We start from the raw sequence: 21,310 nt of genomic DNA, 5'->3' as shown, positions 1-21,310 counted from the left end.
TATCCCGGCGGGAATGGGCCCGCCGGGAGGGCAGGCCGGATCTTTTTATCTGTGTTATCAGGACGAACACCATGAGCACCAACGCATACGACGTCATCAACGAGCCGGGCGCCAAGCCGATCAAGGCCTGGACCCGTGGCGTGCCACTCGAGGACGAGGCACGTCAGCAGCTGATCAACATCGCCAAGCTGCCCTTCGTGCACGGCTGGCTGGCCGTGATGCCCGACGTCCACCTGGGCAAGGGCGCCACGGTGGGGTCCGTCGTGCCGACGATCGGCGCGATCATTCCCGCCGCGGTGGGTGTGGACATCGGCTGCGGCATGATCGCGACCCGTACGACCCTCATGGCTTCGGACCTGCCCGATGACCTGCGTGGCCTGCGCCATGCGATCGAAGCGGCCGTGCCGCACGGCCGTACGCTGGGCCGTCGCGACAAGGGTGCCTGGGAAACGCCGCCGGAAGCCACGGTGTCGGGTTGGAGCGAGCTGGTGACGGACTTCAAGCTCATCACCGACAAGTACCCGAAGCTGGCGCGCACCAACAACCTGCACCACCTCGGGACGCTCGGCACGGGTAACCACTTCGTCGAGGTGTGCCTCGACGAGGCCGACCGCGTCTGGTTCATGCTGCACTCGGGCTCGCGTGGCGTGGGTAACGCCATTGGTACGCACTTCATCGAGCGTGCCAAGGAAGACATGCGCCGCTGGATGATCAACCTGCCCGACCAGGACCTCGCGTACCTGCCGGAAGGCAGCGAGCACTTCGGCGACTACGTGTTTGCCGTGGATTGGGCGCAACGCTATGCCCGCACCAACCGCGCGATCATGATGCAACATGTGATCGATGCGGCCCGCAAGGTGATCAGCAAGCCATTCGAGGCCTGGGCCGAGGCGGTGAACTGCCACCACAACTATGTGAGCCGCGAGCACCACCTTGGCAAGGATGTGTTCGTCACCCGTAAGGGCGCGGTGAGCGCGAAGAAGGGCGAGTTGGGCATCATCCCGGGCAGCATGGGTACGCGCAGCTTCATCGTGCGTGGCCTTGGTAACGATGAAAGTTTCCACAGCTGCAGCCACGGTGCGGGTCGTGTCATGAGCCGTACGCAGGCGAAGAAGACGATCTCGCTCGAGGAGCACCGCAAAGCTACCGCCCACGTGGAGTGCCGCCGCGACGCGGATGTGATCGACGAAACGCCGGCCGCCTACAAGCCGATCGATGCGGTGATGAAGGCGCAGGAAGACCTTGTCGAAATCGTCCACACGCTGCGCCAGGTGGTCTGCGTGAAGGGTTAAGGAACGTAAGGAAGTAAGGACATGATCGAGATTGATGGACAGGCAGGCGGTGGCCAGCTACTGCGCACCGCGTTGGCCCTTAGCCTGTGCACGGGAGAGCCGTTTGCCATGGAAGGCATCCGTGGCAAGCGCTCGCGCCCCGGCTTGCTTCGCCAGCACCTCACCGCGGTGGAAGCCGCGCGGGATGTCGGCGCCGCGAGCGTGGAAGGGGCGGAGCCGGGCTCGCTGTCGCTCCGCTTCACGCCACGTGGCGTGAGCGGCGGTACGCGGCGCTGGACGATCGGCACGGCTGGCTCGACCACCCTGGTGCTGCAAACGGTGCTGCCCGCGCTGTGGATGCATGGCGTGGCCGCGTCGCTCACCATTGAAGGTGGCACGCATAACCCGGCAGCGCCCTCGGCGAACTTTATCGCCGAGGCGTTCCTGCCGGCCATGGCGAAGATGGGCCTCGACGCTTCGTTCGCGCTCGACAGCCACGGTTTCTACCCGGCGGGTGGCGGCTGCATCCGCTGCGACGTCCGCGAAAGCGGGCGTCCTGCGGCTGTGAGCCTGGCCCAGCGTGGCGAGATCGTGGAACGCCATGCCGAGGCGATCATCTCCGCTATTCCAGCGAAGATCGGCGAACGCGAGTTGAACGTCGCCCGCGCACGGCTTGATCTCGATGAGGGTGAAGCCTCACTGCACGACGTGCGCGGCGCCCATGGACCGGGCAATGCGCTGTCCATTCGCTACCGGTCGGACGATGGCATCGCGGCGGTATTCACGAGTTTCGGCGAGAAGCGCGTCACGGCAGAAGCCGTGGCAGAGCGCGCGTGCGCGGAAGCGCGGGCATGGCTGGCCGCGGGCGTGGCGGTGGATAGCCACCTGGCCGACCAGCTCCTGCTGCCGATGGCGCTCGCCGGCGGTGGCAGCTTCACCACGCTGGCCCCTTCCGACCATACCCGTAGCAATGCCGCGTTGATCGAGAAGTTCCTGCCCGTGGAGTTCAGCTTCCACGACGAGGGACGCGGCCGTTGGACCGTGGCCGTCTCCGACTAAGCCGGCATCTCCAGCCGCATGTTCGCCGCGCTCAGCGGCTCGCCGGTCACCCGATCGATCACGACAGGCTCGACCCGCGCACCCGTCTTCGGGTTCACCAGATGACTCAGCTTGCCGGCGCCGTTATGGCGCCGGCCCCATTCGCCCATGGCGGCGAGGATCGGCAAGAAGTCCACGCCGGCCGGGGTGAGGATGTATTCGTCGCGCGGCGGGCGCTCGCTATACCGCCGCTTCTCCAGCACGCCAGCCTCGGTCAGGGCCTTCAACCGCCGCGAGAGGATGTTCGGGGCGATGCCCAGGCTTGTCCGGAACTGATCGAACTGGGTCATGCCGCGGCTGGCATCGCGCAGGATCAGCGCGCTCCAGGTATCCCCCACGAACGCCAGGGCGCGTGAGATCGGGCAGGTGCCAACAGAGAGTTTTTCGATGTCCATTGCAAAATGATAGTAGCGTCACTATCGTATGGCAACCTAGTTACTATCACTATGCAATCTACCCATCCGGAGACACGTCATGAGCACTGAATCCAAAGGCACCGCCATCGTCACGGGCGCTTCGTCGGGCATCGGCGAGATCTACGCCGAGCGCCTGGCCGACCGCGGCTACGACCTCATCCTGGTCGCCCGCCGGCTTGACCGCCTGGAGGCCCTGGGCCGCAAGATCACCGAGCGCACCGGCCGCAAGGTCGAGGCCCTGCAGGCCGACCTGACCTCGCGCGCCGACCTCGCCAAGGTCGAAGCCCGCCTCGCCAGCGATGCGTCGATCACCCTGCTGGTCAACAACGCCGGCATCTCCCTCGATGGCAGCGTGCTGGAGAACAGCGCCGCAAACATCGAAAAGATCCTCGCCATCAACACCATCGCCCCGACCGTGCTGACGGCCGAGGCGGCCCAGCAGTTCGTGAAGCGCAACAAGGGCGGCATCATCAATATCGCCTCGGTGCTCGCCTTCGCGCCGGAGCTGTTCGACGGTATCTACAGCGGCACCAAGGCGCATCTCGTGAACCTGACCCTGGGTCTCGCATCGCGCCTGCAGGGCACGAACGTCCATGTCCAGGCCGTGCTGCCGGGTGCCACCAAGACCGAAATCTGGGAGAACTCGGGCAAGGATCCGGAAGCCCTGCTGCCGGGCATGGTCATGGAAACCGCCGACCTGGTGGATGCCGCGCTCGTCGGCTTCGATCGTGGCGAAGTCATCACCATCCCGCCGCTGCATGACGAAGGCCAGTACAAGGCCTACGAAGCAGCCCGCGTCGCGATGGGCCCGAACCTCTCCCGCAAGGAAGTGGCCCCGCGCTACCGCGCCTGACCATGGCCGTGAGGTAACCGCGACAGGGGCTTAGCCGACCTTTCACTCACGGAACGTACGAATGCACGCTAAACTGCGGCATTCGTTACGTTACTTGCGGTCAGGCATGCTCTCGTTCGTGTTCAGCGCCTTCGGGCTCTCCACTCTCTGGCTGCTTCCCCTGCTTTGGCGTGTCGTCGCTGCCCTCGTAAGGCGGCGGCGTCCGCCGACGGTTGGACCGGGCGCCATTCGTTTCTGGGCTGGGTTTGTCCTGGTGCTGCTCGCGAGCAGCATGCTGGAGGGCTTGGTCATTACCCACTTCACGGACGACGCGTCCGTGGGCGGTGCTGTGTGCCGCTGGCTGGGCGGCATCGCAGGTCCGGCCACGCCTGTGGCTGCGGCGATCTCGCTCGCGCTGATGATCGTCGCCCTGCCCTGGTACACCGGCGTGCCGTGGTCGCAGGCGATCGTTGGCCTCAACGGAATTCTCGAGCCGATGGGTGCACTGGCCATTGAAGGCACGCACCGCCTGTTCCAGCGAGGGGCCGCGCGCGCCACCGGGCGTAAGCCTTCGGCCGCCGTGCGCCGCGCCGATCGTGCACCGGCGCGGCGTCGTGCGGCAAAGCCGGTAGCCAAACCCACCCGGAAAACCACGGCAGCGCCGATCGCGAGCGCTTCGCCGCCGCGTCCTGCGCCAGTGCAGCCCGACCCGGTGCGCCCGTCGGTCACCACGCCGGTCATGCCGCGTCATCAGACCAAGCCGGACACGGTGATTCGTGAGCCGTGGCTGGCGCCGCGGGCGATGCAGGCGCAGGTCGAGGCAGAGCGCGAAGTGGCCGCCCCGGTGGAAGCGTCCGTAGCGGCGCGTGAGATCGCTGAGTCGCCCGTGATTCGATCGATTCCCACGGTGCCTGTGATGGAAGCTGCCGCGCCTTCGGTGGGTGAGGCTGATCGCGCGCAAACGCGCTCCTACAGTGGGTATCGCAGTGCGGGTGTGGAGGTTCGCCATCCGGATAGCGGGCATCGCACGGTTGAGACGCCGCCGCCTGATGTGGACGTAGAGCCGGTTTTGCCGGCAGCACCGCCCGCACCGATCAAGCCGGTGTCGCGGTTTGCGATCGCGGCCAACGATTCCTCGCCGACCGAGCAGGTACCGATCAGTCATATCCCAGCGCCGCGTCCGTTGCGTACGGTGAACCACGGTTCGATCAGCCTTCCGCCGCTGACGTTGCTTGCCGCGGCATCGCAGAACACGTTGGCCGTTAGCGAAGAGGAACTGGCTGAAACCGGTGAGCTGATCGAGCAGCGCCTGGCGGAATTCAAAGTGCCGGTGCAGGTTGTGGGCGCCTCCGCGGGCCCCGTGATCACGCGCTACGAAATCGAACCGGCGACGGGTGTGCGTGGCAACCAGATCGTCGCGCTGATGAAGGACCTTGCGCGCGGCCTTGGCCGCACGTCGATTCGCGTCGTCGAAACCATCCCCGGCAAGATGTGCATGGGCCTGGAGCTGCCGAACGAGCAGCGCCAGATGATTGCCCTTTCCGAGATCCTCGACTCACCCGAGTATCGCGAGAGCGATTCGCTGCTCACGCTGGCGATGGGTAAGGGCATCACCGGTGATTCGGTCGTCGCCGATCTGGCGAAAGCCCCGCACATGCTGGTGGCCGGTACGACCGGCTCGGGTAAGTCGGTGGCGGTGAACGCCATGATCCTGTCGATGCTGTACAAGGCCACGCCCGAAGATGTGCGCATGATCATGATCGACCCGAAGATGCTGGAGCTCTCGGTGTACGAAGGCATCCCGCATCTGCTGGCGCCCGTGGTTACCGACATGAAGCTCGCCGCGAACGCGCTGAACTGGTGCGTCGCGGAGATGGAAAACCGCTACAAGGTCATGTCCGATCTGCGTGTGCGCAACCTTGCTGGCTACAACCAGAAGGTTCGCGAAGCCCGCGCAGCGGGCAAGCCGCTGTTCAATCCGTTCCCTGCGCATCCCGAAGTGCCCGAGCACCTCGATACGATGCCGATGATCGTCGTGGTGATCGACGAGCTTGCCGACCTGATGATGGTCGCCGGCAAGAAGATCGAAGAGTTGATCGCACGCCTGGCACAGAAGGCGCGTGCGGCAGGTATCCATCTGATCCTCGCCACGCAGCGTCCGTCGGTCGACGTCATCACCGGCCTGATCAAGGCGAACATCCCAACGCGCGTCGCGTTCCAGGTGTCGTCGAAGATCGACTCGCGCACCATCCTCGACCAGATGGGCGCGGAAAGCCTGCTTGGCCAGGGCGATATGTTGTTCCTGCCGCCGGGTACGGGTTATCCACAGCGTATCCACGGCGCATTCGTCGCCGACGAAGAAGTGCACCGTATTGTTGGCTGGCTGAAGCAGTTCGGTGAACCCGATTACAAGGACGAGATCCTGCAGGGGCCGCCGAGCGAAGCCAGCGACGGCGAGCCGGGCGAGGATGGCGGCGATGCCGAGCTGGATCCGCTCTACGACGAAGCCGCAGCGTTCGTGCTGCGTACGCGGCGTGCGTCCATCTCGTTCGTGCAGCGGCAGTTCCGGATCGGCTACAACCGCGCGGCGCGTTTGGTGGAGGCGATGGAATCCGCCGGCATCGTTTCGCCGATGGGGATCAACGGGCAGCGCGACGTCATCGCGCCCGCACCGCAGGACTGAAGCGGTAGGAGCCCACCCTGTGGGCGACGCCGTTCGCGAAAGAGCCACAGGCCCTGTGGCGTCGTCGCGAAAGATGTCGCCCACAGGGTGGGCTCCTACAGACAAAAAAGCGGGCCTTTCGGCCCGTTTTTTTTATTCCTTGGTGAGAAGCTTAAGCGGCACGGCGATGGACTTATCCACAGTCTGCTTGTCGACCAACTTCTTCGCCGTCTCGACGCCGAGGCGGCCGATTTCTTCCGGCTGCTGCGCGACGGTGGCGGCCATCTGGCCATCCTGCACGGCCTTCTTGCCGTCCGGCGTGCCGTCGAAGCCGACGACCAGCACCTTCTTGTTCTTGCCAGCCAGGGCCTGCACCGCGCCGAGGGCCATTTCGTCGTTCTGCGCGAAGATGGCCTGGACGTCGCTGTTACCCTGCAGCAGGTTCTCGGACACCGAGAGGCCCTGCGCGCGGTCGAAGTTCGCCGGCTGCTGCGCGACGACCTTCATGCCGGTCGTGGCGATCTCATCGTCGAAGCCCTTGCCGCGCTCACGCGCTGCCGAGGTACCGGCCACACCCTGCAGTTCGATGATGTTGCCCTTGCCACCCAGCTGCTTGGCGAGGAAGTCCGCCGCCATCTTGCCGCCGGCGATGTTGTCCGACGCAATGTGCGAAGCGACTTCGGCGCCATCGACGCCGCGATCCAGCGTGATCACCGGGATGTTCGCGCGCTGGGCCGACTGCACCGCACCGGCGAGCGCCGACGAATCCGTCGGGTTCAGCAGGATCACGGAAACGCGCTTCTGGATGAGATCTTCGACGCTCGAAATCTGGCGGGCCGGATCATCCTGCGCATCGACCACGACCAGCTGCACGCCGGACGCATCCGCGGCCTTCTGCGCGCCATCCTTCAGCTCAACGAAGAACGGGTTGTTCTGGGTGGAGAGCGCCAGGCCGATGACCGGCTTGCCACCGGCGGCGCCACCGGCCGTGGACGCGGCGGCCGGTGCGGATTCGCCCGGGCCTTGCTGCGAGCACGCGGCAAGGAGAGTGGCCGCTGCCGCGGCGAGGAAAGTAAGTTTGCGCATGGTGTGTTCCCTCGTGGTGTTCACTGCCGCCTGTCGAGCAGGACGGCGATCAGGATAACGATGCCCTTAACCACCTGCTGATAGAAAGAGCTGACGCCCAGCAGGTTGAGGCCGTTGTTCAGGAAGCCAATAAGCAGCGCGCCGATCAGCGTGCCGAAGAGCCAGCCACGGCCACCGGCGAGGCTGGTACCGCCCAGCACCACCGCGGCGATCGCGTCCAGCTCGTAACCCTGGCCCGCCGTGGCCTGCGCCGAATACAGGCGCGAGGTAAGCACGATGCCCGCGAACGCGGAGAGAAGGCCAGAAAGACCGTAGATGGCGATCTTCATCGGGGCGATACGCACACCGGAGAGGCGTGCCGCCTCTTCGTTGCCGCCGATGGCCACGACGTGGCGGCCGAACACCGTGCCGCGCAGCAGGAACCCGCAGACGACAAACGCGATGAACATCCAGATCACCGGCAGCGGGATCAGGTTGGCAACGTAGCCACCGCCGACCAGGGCGAAGCTCTGGTTCGTCACCGGGATGGGGCTGCCCTGCGTGTACGAGAGCGTGAGACCGCGCAGCAAGGTGAGTGTGCCCAGCGTGGCGATGAAGGGCGCGACCTTGCCCCACGACACCAGCACGCCGTTGATCATGCCGAGGATCAGGCCAAGCCCAAGGCCCGCGCCGACACTGAGCACGATGCCGTGGCCGGACGCCATGAGCCCCGCGGTGATCGCACCCGTGAACGCGAGGATCGCGCCGACAGACAGATCGATACCACCCGCAAGAATCACGAAGGTCATGCCAAACGCGATCAACGCGTTGATCGAGACCTGGCGAAGCACCGTCAGCAGGTTGCCGGTGGTGAGGAAGTCAGGGCTCATCACCGAGAGCACGATGAAGAGCAGCACCAGGCCGATCACCGAGCCGAGGCGCTGGAGCAACGTGCTTGCCCGGCTCCAGTTCATTTGCAGCGTCATGTCACTTGCCTCCGGTCGCGGCGGTCATCACGGCTTCCTGGGTGGCGCCGTGGGCATCAAGCAGGGCCGTCGCATGGCCCTCGTGCATCACCAGGATGCGATCGCTCATGGCGAGCACCTCCGGCAATTCCGACGAGATCATGAGGATGGCCACGCCCTGCTCCGCGAGTTGATTGATGATGTGGTAGATCTCGGCCTTGCCACCCACGTCTACGCCGCGGGTCGGTTCGTCGAGGATGAGGACGCGCGGCTTCAGGGCCAGCCACTTGGCCAGTACGACCTTCTGCTGGTTGCCGCCGGATAGCGCGCGCACATCCAGTTCCATGTCGCGCGTACGGATCTTCAACGCGTCGATGAGGCCGGAGGTCTGCTTCTTCTCGGTGCCGCGATCGACGAGGCCGGCATGCGCGGGGACGCGCGGCAGGCTGACGTTTTCGCGCAGGCTCATGTCGAGCACGAGGCCTTGTGCCTTGCGATCTTCGGTGACGAAGCCGAAGCCCGCGTGGATCGCTTCGCTCGGGCTCTTCGGCGTGACGACCTTGCCGTCCAGCGTGACGCTGCCGCTCTCGAGCTTGTCGAGGCCGAACAACAGACGCGCCATTTCGGTACGGCCCGCGCCAAGCAACCCGGCCACACCGAGGACTTCGCCTGCATGCAGCGCGAAGCTGACATCCTGGACCATGCCGCCGGTGATGTGCTCCACGTTCAGCCGCACATCGCCGATCTTCGGCGTGCGCGTAGGGAAGCGCGCATCGAGCGTGCGGCCGACCATCATCTTCACGACTTCATCGAAGGCGAGGCCAGGCACATCGCGCGTGCCGACGAAGTGGCCGTCGCGCAGGATCGAGATGCGATCGCACAGCGCGAAGATCTCTTCCATGCGGTGCGAGACGTAGACGATGCCGGTGCCCTGCTCACGCAATTCACGGATGAGCTTGAACAGCGTGGTGGTTTCGCTTTCGGTGAGCGCGGCGGTCGGCTCATCCATGATCAGCACGCGGGCCTTCTGGCCGAGTGCGCGCGCGATCTCGACCATCTGTTGCTGGCCCACCGAGAGGCGCTCGATGCGCGTCGCCGGATCCAGCTTCGTCATGCCGACGCGATCGAGCCATTCCTTCGCGCGTGTATCCATGGCCTTGCGGTTGAGCAGGCCGAAGCGATGCACTTCGCGACCCAGGAACAGGTTATCCGCGATGCTAAGCGCCGGGATAAGGTTCAGTTCCTGGTGGATGATGGCGATGCCGTACTTTTCGGCATCTGCGGGCGAGGTGATCGAAACCTGCTGGCCATCTACCTCGATGGTCCCTGCGTCCGGCGCGTAAATGCCGGTGAGGATCTTCATCAAGGTGGATTTGCCGGCGCCGTTCTCGCCCATCAGGGCGTGCACTTCACCGGGGAGCAACTCGAAGTCCACGCCTTCAAGCACCTTCACCGGACCGAAGGCCTTGTGGATGTTGCGCATCCTCACGAGCGGCGTGGCCATCAGAAGGTCACACCGGCATGCAGGATGATGTTCGCGTAAGGCGAGGTCTCGCCGGTGCGCACCACGGCAACGGCGCGTCGCGTCGCGGCTTTGAAATCTTCATGGAAGAGTTCATCGACGGGTACGCCGCCTGCTTCGAGGCGGCCCTTGAGCGCGACCATGGCGGGGTTGTGCGCATGGATCTCGCTGGCAACGGTGGCGCGTTCCACCGCGAGTTCGCCGAACACGGCATCAAACACGGCGGCGAACGCCGGCGTACCCGGTACGACGGCCAGGTCGATGCACGGCACGCCGTGCGGTACAGGCAGGCCGACGTCGCCAATCACCAGCGTATCGGTGTGGCCCATCGCGGCGACAATGCGATTCAGTTCGGCGTGAAGCAGGCCGTGTCGTTTCACGGGTGGCTCTCCAGGAAAGCCGCGACCTCGTCGGCGCGCGGCATGCCGCCCTGCGCACCCAGGCGGGAGACGGCGATCGCAGCGGTGGCGCAGGCTTTGCGCACGGCGATGTCGAGCCCTTCGGCGAGGTACACCGCAAGGGCGGCATTGAAGGTATCTCCGGCGCCGGTGCTATCCACCGCGTCGACCTTGAAACCGGCCTGGTGGCGCGGCTCGTCGTCCTTGTCCTTGAACCACGCGCCATCCTCGCCCCGGGTCAGTACGACCGGGCAAGGGGCCTGACGCATGAGTTCACGGAAATCGGTATCGGGCGAGGCGCCGAGCACCATCGCCAGCTCATGCTGGTTCGGCGTGATAAAGCGCACGCGGCCAAGCCATTCGAGCGGAAGTTTCTGCGCCGGCGCCGGGTTCAGGATGGCGGGCACGCCCTCCTCCTGCGCGATGCGCAACGTGGCGTCGACGGCATCGAGCGGGATCTCGAGCTGGACCAGCACGGCATCGGCGCCGCGGATGACATCGCGCGCGGCCTCCACCTGGGCCGGCGTGACGCGGCCGTTCGCCGCGGGGATCACCACGATGGCGTTCTCGCCACCCGCTACGGTGATGCTGGCGGTACCGCTGCCGATGCCTTCAACGCGGGTGACATGGCTGACATCGATGCCTTCGGCCTTCAGGCCGTCGTACAGCGACTGGCCGAATGCGTCGTCACCGATGTTGCCGACCATGGCGACCTGTGCGCCGAGGCGTGCCGCGGCTACGGCCTGGTTCGCGCCCTTGCCGCCGGGGATGGTGAGGAAACGATCACCAGTGATGGTCTCGCCCGGGCCGGCGAAGCGCGGGGCCAGGGTAACGAGATCCATATTGATGCTGCCGACGACAACGATACGCGTCATGCCACGGGGCTCCGTTGGGGGGACGGGAATGGGGATGGCGCGCAAATATACGCCGTGGATGCGCACGATGCTTTCATGCGCATGCTTTCATCAGCGGGAAAGGCCCTTGGCCTCGAGTTCGGCGAGATAGGCAGGCCAGGCGCTCTCGTAGGCCTGGCCGAGGTCGTACAGGATGTTCCAGCCGAAGATGCCGCTGGCATGGCCATCGTCGAAGCGGATGAGGATGCCGTAGTGGCCGGTAGGCTCGATAGCCTCGATGCCCACGTTGCGCTTGCCCGCGACCAGCACCTTTTGACCCTTGCCGTGGCCTTGCACCTCGGCGCTGGGTGAATTCACCCGCAGGTATTCGTAGGGCAGGCGGAACTGCTCACCGTTGTCGAAACTCACCTCGAGAACGCGCGAGGCCTGGTGCAAGGTGATATCGAGGGGGCGCGGGCGGTTCATTGGAGCCTTTGAGCATTCGTAGGAGCCCACAGGGTGGGCGACATCTTTCGCGATGATCCATCAGGCCCTGTGGCGATGCCGCGAACGGCGTCGCTCACAGGGTGAGCTCCTACGACGAGGTGGTTCTCTCAGGGGGCGTGGCCGAAGCCGCCGCCGGTGCCCTGCTCGAGCGGCGGCGGATCGCCCGCCACGGCCAGGAGCGAGGTGGCGTAAGCGTCTTCCATGCTTACCGTGGAGACCTCATCCCAGCTAAAGAACGACGGCTCGCGCAGCCATTCCGCATCGGGGGTGATCTCCTGCATGTTGAAGCCTTCTTCTTCGACGCTGACGAGGCGGCCGATGTAGCAGACCTCGGCTTCGTCTTCGCTATCGACGTGCACCCCGATGACCGGCGCATGCGCCGCGGCAGCCTTCACCACCTGGGTGATGTCATCGAGCGGGAAGTCGGCGGGCGGCGTCGGGGCAATGCCCTTCAGCGCGAGCGCCTTCTCGAGGAAGCCGGCGTGCTTGTCGGGTGCCTCGAATTCGGAGATGTCGCGGTGCCGCATGATGTACATGCCGTCGTAGCTGACACCGTCGCCGATGACCCACAAAAGGAAGTACTCGCGGCCGACCCCGCCCACGTAGCCGCAGAAGCTGCCGTGTTCGAGTTCGCCGCGCCAGATGCGAACGAGCTGGCCGTTGTCCTGTGCTTCGCGCAGGGACGCCCGCTGGCCGTTCGTTTTGAGTTGGATAACCTTGCCCATAGTGGTCAATAGTTTACCGGAGGGAGGCCCCTCCGGTGTTTAGAGGATGTAAGTTCAGAGGATGTAGCGGCTCAGGTCCTCGTCCTTGACGAGCGAAGACAAGTTTTTATCGACATAATCGGCGTCGATCACGTACTTTTCGCCGGACTTGTCAGCCGCTTCGAACGAGATCCGCTCCAGCAGGCGCTCCATGACCGTGTGCAGGCGGCGGGCACCGATGTTCTCGGTGCGCTCGTTGACCTGGAAGGCCACGTCGGCCAGGCGGTCGATACCCGTCTCCGTAAAGTCGAGGGTGACGCCCTCGGTATGGAGCAACGCAACATATTGCTTGGTCAGGGCGTTGTTCGGCTCGCGCAGGATCCGCTTGAAGTCGTCCACCGACAGCGCATTCAGCTCCACACGGATGGGGAGGCGGCCCTGCAGTTCGGGGATGAGATCCGACGGCTTGGCCAGCGAGAACGCACCCGAGGCGATGAACAGCACGTGGTCGGTCTTGATCGGGCCGTACTTGGTCGAGACGGTGGAACCCTCGACGAGCGGCAGCAGGTCGCGCTGCACACCTTCGCGGCTGACGCCGGCACCGCCCCATTCGGAGCGCTGGGCAACCTTGTCGATCTCGTCGATGAAGACGATGCCGTTCTGCTCGGCGCTATCGACCGCGCGGGCCCGCAACTCGTCATCGTTCATGAGCTTGCCGGCCTCTTCCTCGACCAGCAGGGGGCGCGCCTGGCGGATGGTCATCTTCCGCTTCTGCGACTTCTGGCCGCCGAGGTTCTGGAACATCTTGCCCAGCTGCTGGCTCATTTCTTCCATGCCAGGCGGGGTCATGATCTCCACGCCCACGTTCATGGCGAAATCCAGTTCGATCTCGCGGTCGTCCAGGGCGCCTTCGCGCAGCTGCTTGCGCATCTTCTGGCGGGTATCGCTATCGATGGCGGGGGCGCTGGCGCCGGTATCGTCCCAGCCCGACGGCTGGCGGCGCGGCAGCAGGGCGTCGAGGAGGCGATCTTCCGCGGCATCCTCGGCCTGGCTCTTCACGCGTGACTTGGCCTGCTCGCGGACGAGCTTGTAGGAGACATCGGCCAGATCGCGGACGATCGACTCCACATCCTTACCCACATAGCCCACTTCGGTGAACTTGGTGGCTTCGACCTTTACGAACGGGGCGTTGGCGAGCGTCGCCAGGCGGCGCGCGATCTCGGTTTTGCCCACGCCGGTGGGGCCGATCATGAGGATGTTCTTGGGGGTCACTTCATCGCGCATGCCCGGTTCGAGCTGCATGCGGCGCCACCGGTTGCGCAGGGCGATGGCCACGGCGCGCTTGGCGTCCTGCTGGCCGACGATGAACCGGTCGAGTTCGTTGACGATTTCGCGGGGGGTCAGTTCGGACATCGGGCTCAGAGCTCTTCGATCGAAACGTTGTGGTTGGTGTAGATGCAGATATCACCGGCGATCTTGAGCGCTTTTTCAGCGATCGTGCGGGCATCCATCTCCGTGTTTTCCAGCAGGGCCAGCGCGGCGGATTGTGCGTAGGGGCCGCCAGAGCCGATGGCGATAAGCCCGTGCTCGGGCTCGAGCACGTCGCCGTTGCCGGAGATGATCAGCGAGGCATCCTTGTCCGCCACGGCAAGCATGGCTTCGAGGCGGCCGAGGCGGCGATCGGTGCGCCATTCCTTGGCCATTTCCACCGCGGCACGGGTGAGGTTGTAGCCGTGCTTCACCAGCTTCTCCTCGAAAAGCTCGAAGAGGGTGAAGGCATCGGCGGTGGCACCGGCGAACCCGGCCAGCACATCACCGCGGCCCAGCCGGCGCACCTTGCGGGCGTTGGCCTTCATCACCGTGTTGCCGAGGGTCACCTGGCCGTCGCTGCCGATGACGACCTTGTCGCCGCGGCGGACGCAGACGATGGTCGTTGCGTGCATCGATTCCATGGGGGATTCCTTGTGGGAGACCGCAGAAATGGGGCCGGCCCAGCCACGTGGCAACCCCGGCGAATGCCTCAGGGCTTTGTAGGCTTTCGCCTCGCCCGTGGGTGGGCGGCGTCGTACACCTTGGCCAGATGCTGGAAATCCAGGTGGGTGTAGATCTGGGTGGTGGCGATATCCGCATGGCCCAGCAGCTCCTGTACCGAGCGAAGATCGCCCGAGGATTCCAGCATGTGGCTCGCGAAGGTGTGACGAAGCATGTGCGGGTGCACCCGCTTGGCGTGGCCGCTGGAGAGCTTGGCCATCCGGGCCTGGACGGTGCGCGGGCTGATCGGGCCGCCATCGCGCCCCTTGAAGACCGCCTGTTCCGGAGCCGCACCGCCCAGGGCAGCCAGGGCACGGAGCGCCTGGACGGCAAACCGACCCACCGGGAGCACGCGTGTCTTGTTGCCCTTGCCGAGCACGCGAACCATGCCTTCATCGAGCTGGAGATCACCCCAGTGCAGCCCGCAGAGCTCCGAAAGGCGCAGGCCGCTTGAGTAGAACAGCTCCATCATCGCGCTATCGCGAGGTGCGAGCGTGCCGCCCAGGTTTGTCTCGACGAGCTCCTTGGCTTCATCGGCGTCGAGCACCACGGGCAGTTTCCGGCGCACCTTGGGACCCCGCACGGCAGCAGCCGGGTCGTGGGCCAGCTGGCCTTCCCGGGTCAGGTAGCGGAACAGGGTGCGGCAGGCGGAGAGCAGCCGCTGCAGGCTCGCAGGCTGCAGCCCATCGTCCTTGCCCTTGCCGCTGCCACGGTGGGCCCGAGCGATCATGGTGCGCATGCGATCGGGGCTGAGCTCGTCGAACGAGCCCATGCCTTCGGCTTCCATGAACACCAGCAGCTTTTCGAGATCCCGGCGGTAGGCGGCCAGCGTGTGCGCCGAGGGCGCCCGTTCGGCTGAGAAATGCCGCAGGAAGGCCTCAACGGCCTCGCGCGGGCTCACGCGGCCTTCCGGGCCCGTTCGATCGCCGAGCCGACGGTGGTGGAAATCATGTCGAGGAACAGCGTGCCCATGCCGGGATGGAACCGGTCGGCATCAGCGCTGCCGATGGCCAGCAGGGCATCCGGGCCGATCCGCATCAGGGCCGCGGAGCGCACGTCGGGCGCGGCATCGCCAAACAGGCGGTGCAGCTTGTCCGGGGCGAGCCGCCCGGCTACGGGGTCGGCGTGTTCAAGGAACGAAGCGAACTCCGGCAGGCCGGCCAATCCGCGCGGTTCGCGCAGCAGCCACGGCTCGTCGGGCAGGCCGGCCAGATCGCCGAAGAACACCAGGCGCACCCGTTCGGACTGGAAATCGTCGGTCAGCCGGCGCACCACGCTGCGTACGGTCTCTTCAATGCCGCCGGCACTAAGCAGGGCGAGCATCAAGCCGTGGACGCGGCGCATCAGGCTCTCGTTGTCACCGGCAATGCTGGCGAGGTCGCGCAGCCTGGTTTCGAGCTCGGCGTTTTTCTCGCGCAACGTGCGTAGCTGGTGCACGGCCAGCGACGCGGCGGGGCCGTTGGCGCTGGGAAGCGTGAGCTCGTTGGCCAGCTCGGGATAATCGGTGAGGAAGGTGGGATGCCGCCGCAGGTACGACGCCACGGTGGCTGGCTTGATATCGCCGTCGATCGCGGTGTCGGTCATGGTGCTGCTTTCCTTCGTCATGCTCTGGCGTCGAGTGTGCCGTGTTCGCGCGCTCGCGTCACACTTCGCCTTCGAACACGAACGCGGCCGGGCCGGTCATCCACAGGGTGTGGCCGGGGCCGTGCCATTCGATATCGAGCGTGCCGCCCGGCAGCTCGACCGCCACCTTGGGGGCGGCCAGGCCCAGCGCCTGCGAGACCGCGGCGGCAGCGCAGGCACCCGTACCGCAGGCCTGGGTCCAGCCGGCGCCGCGCTCGTGCACGCGCAGCTTCAGCCGATCGGCGGCGACCCGCTGGACGAAGCCGATGTTGGCGTCCTGCGGGAAGATGGGGTGCGTGGTAAGAAGGGGACCAAGGCGATCGACGCGCGGATCGGCGAGGTCGTCGACGAACACCACGCCGTGCGGGTTGCCCATCGAAACCGCGCCAAAGCTCACCTCTTCGCCCGCGACCTGCAGCGTGTACGTCGCATGCGGTGCATGGTCGAGGGGGATGTGGGCCGGATCGAAATCGGGTTCGCCCATGTCGACCGTGACGGTCGACTCGTTCAGCACCCTGACCACGACCGGGCCCGACGGGCTTTCGAGGCGGACGGGAACGTCGCGCTCGATCACGCCGTCGCGGTAGAGCCAGGCCGCAACACAACGCACGCCATTGCCGCATTGGCCCGCGGGCGAGCCGTCGGCATTCCACAGGCCGTAATAGAACGCCGCCGAGGGGTCACGCGCGGGTTCAATGCTGATCAGCTGGTCGAAACCGATGCCCGTGTGGCGATCGGCCAGGGCCTTGATGCGGGCGGCGTTGGGCACGCGCCCGGCGTCCTCGCGCCAATCCACGATCACGAAGTCGTTGCCGATCCCGTGCATCTTGGTAAAGCGTGACGGCATGGCGGCGTTACTGGTGGATGATGGGGTTGTACGGGGTCATCGACGTGCTTGCCGGGGTCGGCAAGTCCACCGTTGAAGCGCGCGCGGGTTCCACCTTCGGGCTGGTGGCCGATTCCAGCGACTGGCCCTGGTGGCCCTGCGGCGGTGCCGTGGCCGGCTTTGCCGTCGTACCTGGTGCGGGCGGTGGGGGCATGAACAGGTTGCCCTTCTGGCCACAGCCTTCGAGGCTGGCTGCGGCGGCGCAGGCGAGGACGAGCGGCAGGATCAGTCGGCGCATGGGCGTCTTCCCGGAAACGGCGGCCAGTATAGCCCCCGGTGGCCTCAAAGCGCCTTCTCGAGGCGCAGCGCGTCGGCGCCATCGCCGTAGTACTTCGCGTACTCGCCGATGTGCCGGTAGCCCATGCGTTCGTACAGGCGGATGGCAACGCCATTGTCCTTGCGGACCTCCAGGCGCAGCGCGCGACAGCCGCGGAGGCGGGCGGCCTCTTCAGCCGCTTCGATCAACGCGGAGCCAACGCCCTTGCCACGCGCCTGCGGCTTGGTCGCGATCGAGTACAGGCGCGCTACCGTGGTGCCCTTGCGGTAGAACACGACCGCCGTACCGAGGAAGCGGCGGTGGTTCGCACTGGCGACGAGCACCTGTGCGGTTTCGCTATCGAGGTGCTTGCGGTACTGGGCGCGGCTGAGGCGGTCGGTGTCGAAGGTCGCCTCTTCGAGGGCGACCAGATCGTCGAGATCACTGACCTCGGCGCGACGGACGCGTACCGCGGCGGTTACCGGGGGTGGACGCATGCGCTTGGAGACTCCGGCGCGAAGGGTGGGGGGCGGGGCAAGCGCGGCACTGTAGACCCGTGCGCGCGACGGATCAATGACTTTTTCCTTAATCCGCCCCTGAACCGACCGCGTGCCGCCTTGTGCGGCGGCACCGCGCGGAACACACTGCGCCACCGGCGAACATTCGGCCCCGGGCGGGGTCGATCCAGGTATCCGCCGTGGAATCGAGGTCACATGAGCCGGCTCGTCATCGTCGTGGAAAAAGCCTCGGACTGGGGCTCGTATTACCCGTCCGCCGATGTCGTGAGCGCTATGGATTACCTCCGCGAGCCCATCGGCGGTGACGACGAGCGTACCCACGTCATCAACCTGTGCCGCAGCTACAAATACCTGGGCACGGGCTACTACGTTTCGTTGCTGGCCGAGGCCCGCGGGCACAAGGTCATCCCGTCCGTGCGCACGGTGAACGACCTGCGCCGCCGCTCGCTGTATGGCCTGCAGATCGAGGATCTCAACGAGAAGCTCGAGAATTTCCTGCCCGCCCGCGGCCGCGATACGACGGACTTCGGCGTGCTCATGTACTTCGGCGAAACCGCCTACCCTGACCTGCAGGATCTTGCGAGGCAGATCTTCGACCTGTTCCCGTGCCCGCTCATGCGGATCGAATTCGAGCGCGAGCGCATCTGGCAGATCTCCGCGGTGAAGCCCGTGGGCCTGCACACGCTTGATGATGCCCAGGAAGACGCGTTCGCCGCCGCGCTGGAGAAGTTCTCGCGGAAGATCTGGCGCCGCCCTCGCGCGCGCAAGCAGTACCGCTATGACATCGCGATGCTCGTGGATCCGAACGAGGCCATGCCGCCTTCGAACAAGAAGGCGTTGAAGCACTTTATCGAAGCGGGCAAGCACCTCGGTATCGAGGTCGACCCGATCAGCAAGAACGATTACCAGCGCCTCGCCGAGTACGATGGCCTGTTTATTCGTGAAACGACGGCGAGCGATAACCACACCTACCGTTTCGCCCACCGCGCGGAACGCGAAGGCATGGTGGTGATGGACGACCCCACCTCGATCCTGCGCTGCACGAACAAGATCTTTCTGAACGATCTGATGGTCGCGCGCAAACTCGCGACACCGAAGACCGAAATCCTCTACCGCGACGACACTCGCCGCCTGCGCGACCTGCCCGAGCGGCTTGGCTTGCCCATCGTGCTCAAGATTCCTGATGGTTCGTTTTCGCGTGGCGTGGTGAAAGTGGAATCACCCGAGGCGTTGGAAAAGGCCGCAGCGGAACTATTCGCGCATAGCGCGCTGCTCATCGCGCAGGAATACCTGTACACGGAATTCGACTGGCGTATCGGTGTGTTGAATCACGAGCCCTTGTACGCGTGCCAGTACTTCATGTCGCGCGGCCACTGGCAGATCTACAACCACGGTGCGAAGGGCACGGCGAAATCCGGTGGCTTCCGCACCGTGCCCGTGCGCGAGGCACCTTCCGATGTGGTGAAGCTGGCGCTGAAGGCGACGCAGACCATCGGTGATGGGCTCTACGGCGTGGATCTGAAGCAGGTCGGCGACCGGCCGGTGGTGATCGAGGTCAACGACAATCCGTCGATCGATGCGGGTGTCGAAGACGCGTATCTCGGCGAAGACCTGTACCTGCGCATCATGCAGGAGTTTCTCCGCCGGCTTGAGATGAAGCGCTTGGGAATCCAGCCCTAACGGCCGCCTTGCGGCAACTCAGCGGCGTATCAGGCTCGCGAGCAAATCCAGCGGAAGCCGCGGCTTAAGCGTCACGAGCACGCTCATCGGTGCCAGGAGCAACCAGAACACCGGCGTCCAGCCCAACGCATCGCTGCGCCCGGAAAGCGGGGTCAGCAGCAGCAACAGCATCCCGCCGGCCAGCCAGGCCAGGGCGATCAGGGCAACGGTACGGCGCGGGGTCAGCATGTCGTGCATGGAGGGCTCCTTGGAGGATGGCATGGCTGGATCCTGACGCTCCCCCGTCTCACGGACCGCGACCGTTGACCGCGTCTTGACCTTCGTCGTCGCAGCCTGCCCTCATGAAACGCTTCGCTGCCGCAGTGCTTCTCATGGTCGGTGTCGCCGCCGCGGGGTGTGCCGTGGATGCACCGCTCAAAACGGTGGAGCACGTCGACCTTCCCCGCTACATGGGCACCTGGTACGTCATCGGCACCCTGCCCAACATGTTCGAACGCGGCAAGGTGGCCACCGCCGACGAATACCGCCTGCGCCCGGATGGCAGCATCGACAACTGGTACCACTACCGGAAAGGCTTCGATCAGCCAGCCAAACGCTGGCACGGCAAGGCCTGGTTGCCGGACCCGAAGGACCCGAGCCGCTGGAAGGTCCAGCTTCTGTGGCCGTTCCGCTCCGATTACTCGATCCTCGCCCTTTCCGACGATTACCGGGTCAGCCTGGTGGGGCTGCCCTCGCGGAAGCTGCTTTGGGTGCTGGCGAAGGACCCGGTGATCGACGACGCCGTGTACAGGCGCTTGCTGGACGTGGCCCGGGCTCAGGGCTTCCCGGTGGAAAAGATGCGCAAGGTACCTCAGCGGCCGGATGACGTCGGCAAGCCGGATTACCTCTAGGCCTTGGTAGAATCGCCTCGTCGGGCATGCGGTCCGGCGCCTAGCCAGGAGCATCCATGAGCGCTGAAGCGCAACGTTTCGCCGTATTTGGCCACCCGATCGCGCATTCGCTTTCGCCCGAGATCCATGCGGCGTTCGCGAGGCAGTTGGGCATCCGCCTTGAATACACGACGATCGATGCCGCGCCGGCCGAGTTTGAGGCCGCCGTTCGCCGCTTCTTCGCCGAAGGTGGCGTGGGTGCCAACGTCACCTTGCCGCACAAGCACGCCGCGTTTGCCCTGGCGGATGAGCGCAGCGAAGCCGCCATGCGCACGGGCGTGGCCAATACGCTCACCCGCCTGCCCGATGGCCGAATCGCCGCCCACAACACCGACGGTGGCGGCTTCGTCCGCGATATCACCGAACGCCATGGTTTCGACCTGCGTGGCCACGATGCCCTGCTCCTCGGTGCCGGCGGCGCGGCCAAGGCCGTGGCCTGGGCGCTGATGGATGCCGGTGTGCAGACCCTGACCATCGCTAACCGCACGCCCGAGCGGGCCGACGAGATCGCCGACGCCATTGGCGAACCGGCGCGTTGCCACACCCGTTATTGGGATGGCCTGGAAGGCGAGTGCTTCGACCTCGTGGTCAACGCCACGTCCATCGGCGTCACCGGCGGTGATTTCGACCTGCCGATGTCCATCGTGCAGGACCACTCGACCGCTTACGATCTTTGCTACGGCGCGGCTGCGGCCGGCTTCAAGGGCTGGGCCGTGGCTGCAGGTGTGCGTCCCGACTGGTTCCGCGATGGCCTGGGCATGCTGGTGGAACAGGCCGCCGACGCCTTCGAACGCTGGCACGGCCAGCGCCCGGACACCGACCCGGTGTACCGGGAGCTTCGCCAGCGCTACTGATGGCCCTCGCCTGCCGCCCCGGCTGTGGCGCCTGCTGCATCGCTCCGTCGATCAGCTCGCCCATCCCGGGCATGCCCCACGGCAAGCCGGCAGGCGTCCGCTGTATCCAGCTAAGCGATGACAACCGCTGCAAGATCTTCGGCCACCCTGAGCGGCCGAAGGTTTGCGGTGGGCTTCAGCCGGAAGCCGCCATGTGCGGCCCGGATAGGGAGCATGCCGTGGCCTGGCTATCGGCGCTGGAGCGCGCGACCGCCGCCTGA

Annotated in this window: 24 protein-coding genes; 8 read left to right on the top strand and 16 right to left on the bottom strand. The window is 65.7% G+C overall.

Translation table 11 applies throughout. From position 1 onward, the window contains the following. The first annotated feature begins 71 nt into the window (after positions 1 to 71). Positions 72 to 1,292, top strand: coding sequence for an RtcB family protein (locus tag L2Y96_RS22815; protein WP_247330833.1), 1,221 nt, complete (start codon positions 72 to 74; stop codon positions 1,290 to 1,292). 21 nt (positions 1,293 to 1,313) lie between these two features. Then, complete coding sequence (gene rtcA / locus L2Y96_RS22810) at positions 1,314 to 2,330, top strand: RNA 3'-terminal phosphate cyclase (RefSeq protein WP_247330831.1); 1,017 nt, start codon at positions 1,314 to 1,316, stop codon at positions 2,328 to 2,330. Here rtcA and L2Y96_RS22805 read toward each other — a convergent pair. Beyond that, positions 2,327 to 2,764: a winged helix-turn-helix transcriptional regulator gene (locus L2Y96_RS22805; RefSeq protein ID WP_247330829.1), complete on the bottom strand. Its 438-nt coding sequence runs from the start codon at positions 2,762 to 2,764 to the stop codon at positions 2,327 to 2,329. The two genes, rtcA and L2Y96_RS22805, sit on opposite strands and share 4 nt — an antisense overlap. Before the next feature lie 79 nt (positions 2,765 to 2,843). Between L2Y96_RS22805 and L2Y96_RS22800 the strand changes: the two genes are divergently transcribed. Together L2Y96_RS22800 and L2Y96_RS23115 are read left to right on the top strand one after the other, a co-directional pair. Further along, the gene (locus L2Y96_RS22800; protein ID WP_247330827.1) at positions 2,844 to 3,638 is read left to right on the top strand and encodes an SDR family NAD(P)-dependent oxidoreductase; all 795 of its coding nucleotides are present in this window, start codon (positions 2,844 to 2,846) and stop codon (positions 3,636 to 3,638) included. A 61-nt stretch (positions 3,639 to 3,699) separates the two neighbouring features. Beyond that, positions 3,700 to 6,300, top strand: a complete 2,601-nt coding sequence (locus L2Y96_RS23115; RefSeq protein ID WP_425492490.1) for an FtsK/SpoIIIE family DNA translocase — start codon at positions 3,700 to 3,702, stop codon at positions 6,298 to 6,300. A 132-nt stretch (positions 6,301 to 6,432) separates the two neighbouring features. Here the strand turns inward: L2Y96_RS23115 and rbsB are convergent, their stop codons facing one another. The 14 genes from rbsB to L2Y96_RS22720 form a co-directional block, all read right to left on the bottom strand. Further along, entirely contained in the window at positions 6,433 to 7,365 is a 933-nt protein-coding gene (gene rbsB, locus L2Y96_RS22785) for a ribose ABC transporter substrate-binding protein RbsB (protein ID WP_247330825.1), read from the bottom strand. 20 nt (positions 7,366 to 7,385) lie between these two features. Beyond that, complete coding sequence (locus L2Y96_RS22780) at positions 7,386 to 8,330, bottom strand: ABC transporter permease subunit (protein ID WP_247330823.1); 945 nt, start codon at positions 8,328 to 8,330, stop codon at positions 7,386 to 7,388. Between the two features lies 1 nt (position 8,331). Continuing rightward, the gene (locus L2Y96_RS22775) at positions 8,332 to 9,813 is read right to left on the bottom strand and encodes a sugar ABC transporter ATP-binding protein (RefSeq protein ID WP_247330821.1); all 1,482 of its coding nucleotides are present in this window, start codon (positions 9,811 to 9,813) and stop codon (positions 8,332 to 8,334) included. Next, positions 9,813 to 10,211: a D-ribose pyranase gene (rbsD, locus tag L2Y96_RS22770; protein WP_247330819.1), complete on the bottom strand. Its 399-nt coding sequence runs from the start codon at positions 10,209 to 10,211 to the stop codon at positions 9,813 to 9,815. Before rbsD ends, L2Y96_RS22775 begins: the two co-directional genes overlap by 1 nt. After that, the gene (gene rbsK, locus L2Y96_RS22765; RefSeq protein ID WP_247330817.1) at positions 10,208 to 11,104 is read right to left on the bottom strand and encodes a ribokinase; all 897 of its coding nucleotides are present in this window, start codon (positions 11,102 to 11,104) and stop codon (positions 10,208 to 10,210) included. Before rbsK ends, rbsD begins: the two co-directional genes overlap by 4 nt. Before the next feature lie 90 nt (positions 11,105 to 11,194). Continuing rightward, positions 11,195 to 11,548, bottom strand: a complete 354-nt coding sequence (locus tag L2Y96_RS22760; RefSeq protein ID WP_247330815.1) for a gamma-butyrobetaine hydroxylase family protein — start codon at positions 11,546 to 11,548, stop codon at positions 11,195 to 11,197. A 128-nt stretch (positions 11,549 to 11,676) separates the two neighbouring features. Continuing rightward, a complete protein-coding gene (locus L2Y96_RS22755; protein WP_247330813.1) occupies positions 11,677 to 12,294 on the bottom strand; it encodes a hypothetical protein in 618 nt (205 codons plus the stop codon). A 54-nt stretch (positions 12,295 to 12,348) separates the two neighbouring features. Further along, the gene (hslU, locus tag L2Y96_RS22750; RefSeq protein WP_247330811.1) at positions 12,349 to 13,686 is read right to left on the bottom strand and encodes an ATP-dependent protease ATPase subunit HslU; all 1,338 of its coding nucleotides are present in this window, start codon (positions 13,684 to 13,686) and stop codon (positions 12,349 to 12,351) included. A 5-nt stretch (positions 13,687 to 13,691) separates the two neighbouring features. Beyond that, positions 13,692 to 14,225 carry an ATP-dependent protease subunit HslV gene (gene hslV / locus L2Y96_RS22745; RefSeq protein ID WP_247330809.1) on the bottom strand — a complete coding sequence of 178 codons (534 nt, stop codon included), beginning with the start codon at positions 14,223 to 14,225 and terminating at the stop codon, positions 13,692 to 13,694. A 68-nt stretch (positions 14,226 to 14,293) separates the two neighbouring features. Continuing rightward, positions 14,294 to 15,205 carry a tyrosine recombinase XerC gene (locus L2Y96_RS22740; protein WP_247330807.1) on the bottom strand — a complete coding sequence of 304 codons (912 nt, stop codon included), beginning with the start codon at positions 15,203 to 15,205 and terminating at the stop codon, positions 14,294 to 14,296. Continuing rightward, positions 15,202 to 15,888 (bottom strand): DUF484 family protein, encoded by a 687-nt coding sequence (locus L2Y96_RS22735; RefSeq protein ID WP_247330805.1) that lies wholly within the window; start codon positions 15,886 to 15,888, stop codon positions 15,202 to 15,204. Before L2Y96_RS22735 ends, L2Y96_RS22740 begins: the two co-directional genes overlap by 4 nt. Before the next feature lie 58 nt (positions 15,889 to 15,946). Next, a complete protein-coding gene (gene dapF, locus L2Y96_RS22730) occupies positions 15,947 to 16,774 on the bottom strand; it encodes a diaminopimelate epimerase (protein ID WP_247330803.1) in 828 nt (275 codons plus the stop codon). 7 nt (positions 16,775 to 16,781) lie between these two features. Beyond that, complete coding sequence (gene lptM, locus L2Y96_RS22725) at positions 16,782 to 17,051, bottom strand: LPS translocon maturation chaperone LptM (protein ID WP_247330802.1); 270 nt, start codon at positions 17,049 to 17,051, stop codon at positions 16,782 to 16,784. 44 nt (positions 17,052 to 17,095) lie between these two features. Beyond that, the gene (locus L2Y96_RS22720) at positions 17,096 to 17,566 is read right to left on the bottom strand and encodes a GNAT family N-acetyltransferase (protein WP_247330801.1); all 471 of its coding nucleotides are present in this window, start codon (positions 17,564 to 17,566) and stop codon (positions 17,096 to 17,098) included. Positions 17,567 to 17,782: 216 nt separating this feature from the next. On the opposite strand from L2Y96_RS22720, the gene L2Y96_RS22715 reads away from it, so the two are divergent. After that, positions 17,783 to 19,267, top strand: a complete 1,485-nt coding sequence (locus L2Y96_RS22715) for a RimK family protein (protein ID WP_247330799.1) — start codon at positions 17,783 to 17,785, stop codon at positions 19,265 to 19,267. A gap of 18 nt (positions 19,268 to 19,285) precedes the next feature. On the opposite strand, the gene L2Y96_RS22710 is transcribed toward L2Y96_RS22715, so the two are convergent. Further along, positions 19,286 to 19,528, bottom strand: coding sequence for a hypothetical protein (locus tag L2Y96_RS22710; protein ID WP_247330797.1), 243 nt, complete (start codon positions 19,526 to 19,528; stop codon positions 19,286 to 19,288). An 80-nt stretch (positions 19,529 to 19,608) separates the two neighbouring features. On the opposite strand from L2Y96_RS22710, the gene L2Y96_RS22705 reads away from it, so the two are divergent. From L2Y96_RS22705 to L2Y96_RS22695, 3 genes are read left to right on the top strand one after another with little or no spacing between them, the layout of a single operon-like run. Further along, positions 19,609 to 20,157 carry a lipocalin family protein gene (locus L2Y96_RS22705; protein WP_247330795.1) on the top strand — a complete coding sequence of 183 codons (549 nt, stop codon included), beginning with the start codon at positions 19,609 to 19,611 and terminating at the stop codon, positions 20,155 to 20,157. 56 nt (positions 20,158 to 20,213) lie between these two features. Further along, a complete protein-coding gene (gene aroE / locus L2Y96_RS22700) occupies positions 20,214 to 21,050 on the top strand; it encodes a shikimate dehydrogenase (protein WP_247330793.1) in 837 nt (278 codons plus the stop codon). Beyond that, the gene (locus L2Y96_RS22695) at positions 21,050 to 21,310 is read left to right on the top strand and encodes a YkgJ family cysteine cluster protein (protein ID WP_247330791.1); all 261 of its coding nucleotides are present in this window, start codon (positions 21,050 to 21,052) and stop codon (positions 21,308 to 21,310) included. The genes aroE and L2Y96_RS22695 overlap by 1 nt, the downstream gene beginning before the upstream one ends.

The organism is Luteibacter aegosomaticola (genome assembly GCF_023078475.1).
Classification (GTDB): domain Bacteria; phylum Pseudomonadota; class Gammaproteobacteria; order Xanthomonadales; family Rhodanobacteraceae; genus Luteibacter; species Luteibacter aegosomaticola.
Note: the sequence above shows the minus strand (reverse complement) of the source record. Positions and strands in the feature narration are given on the sequence as shown.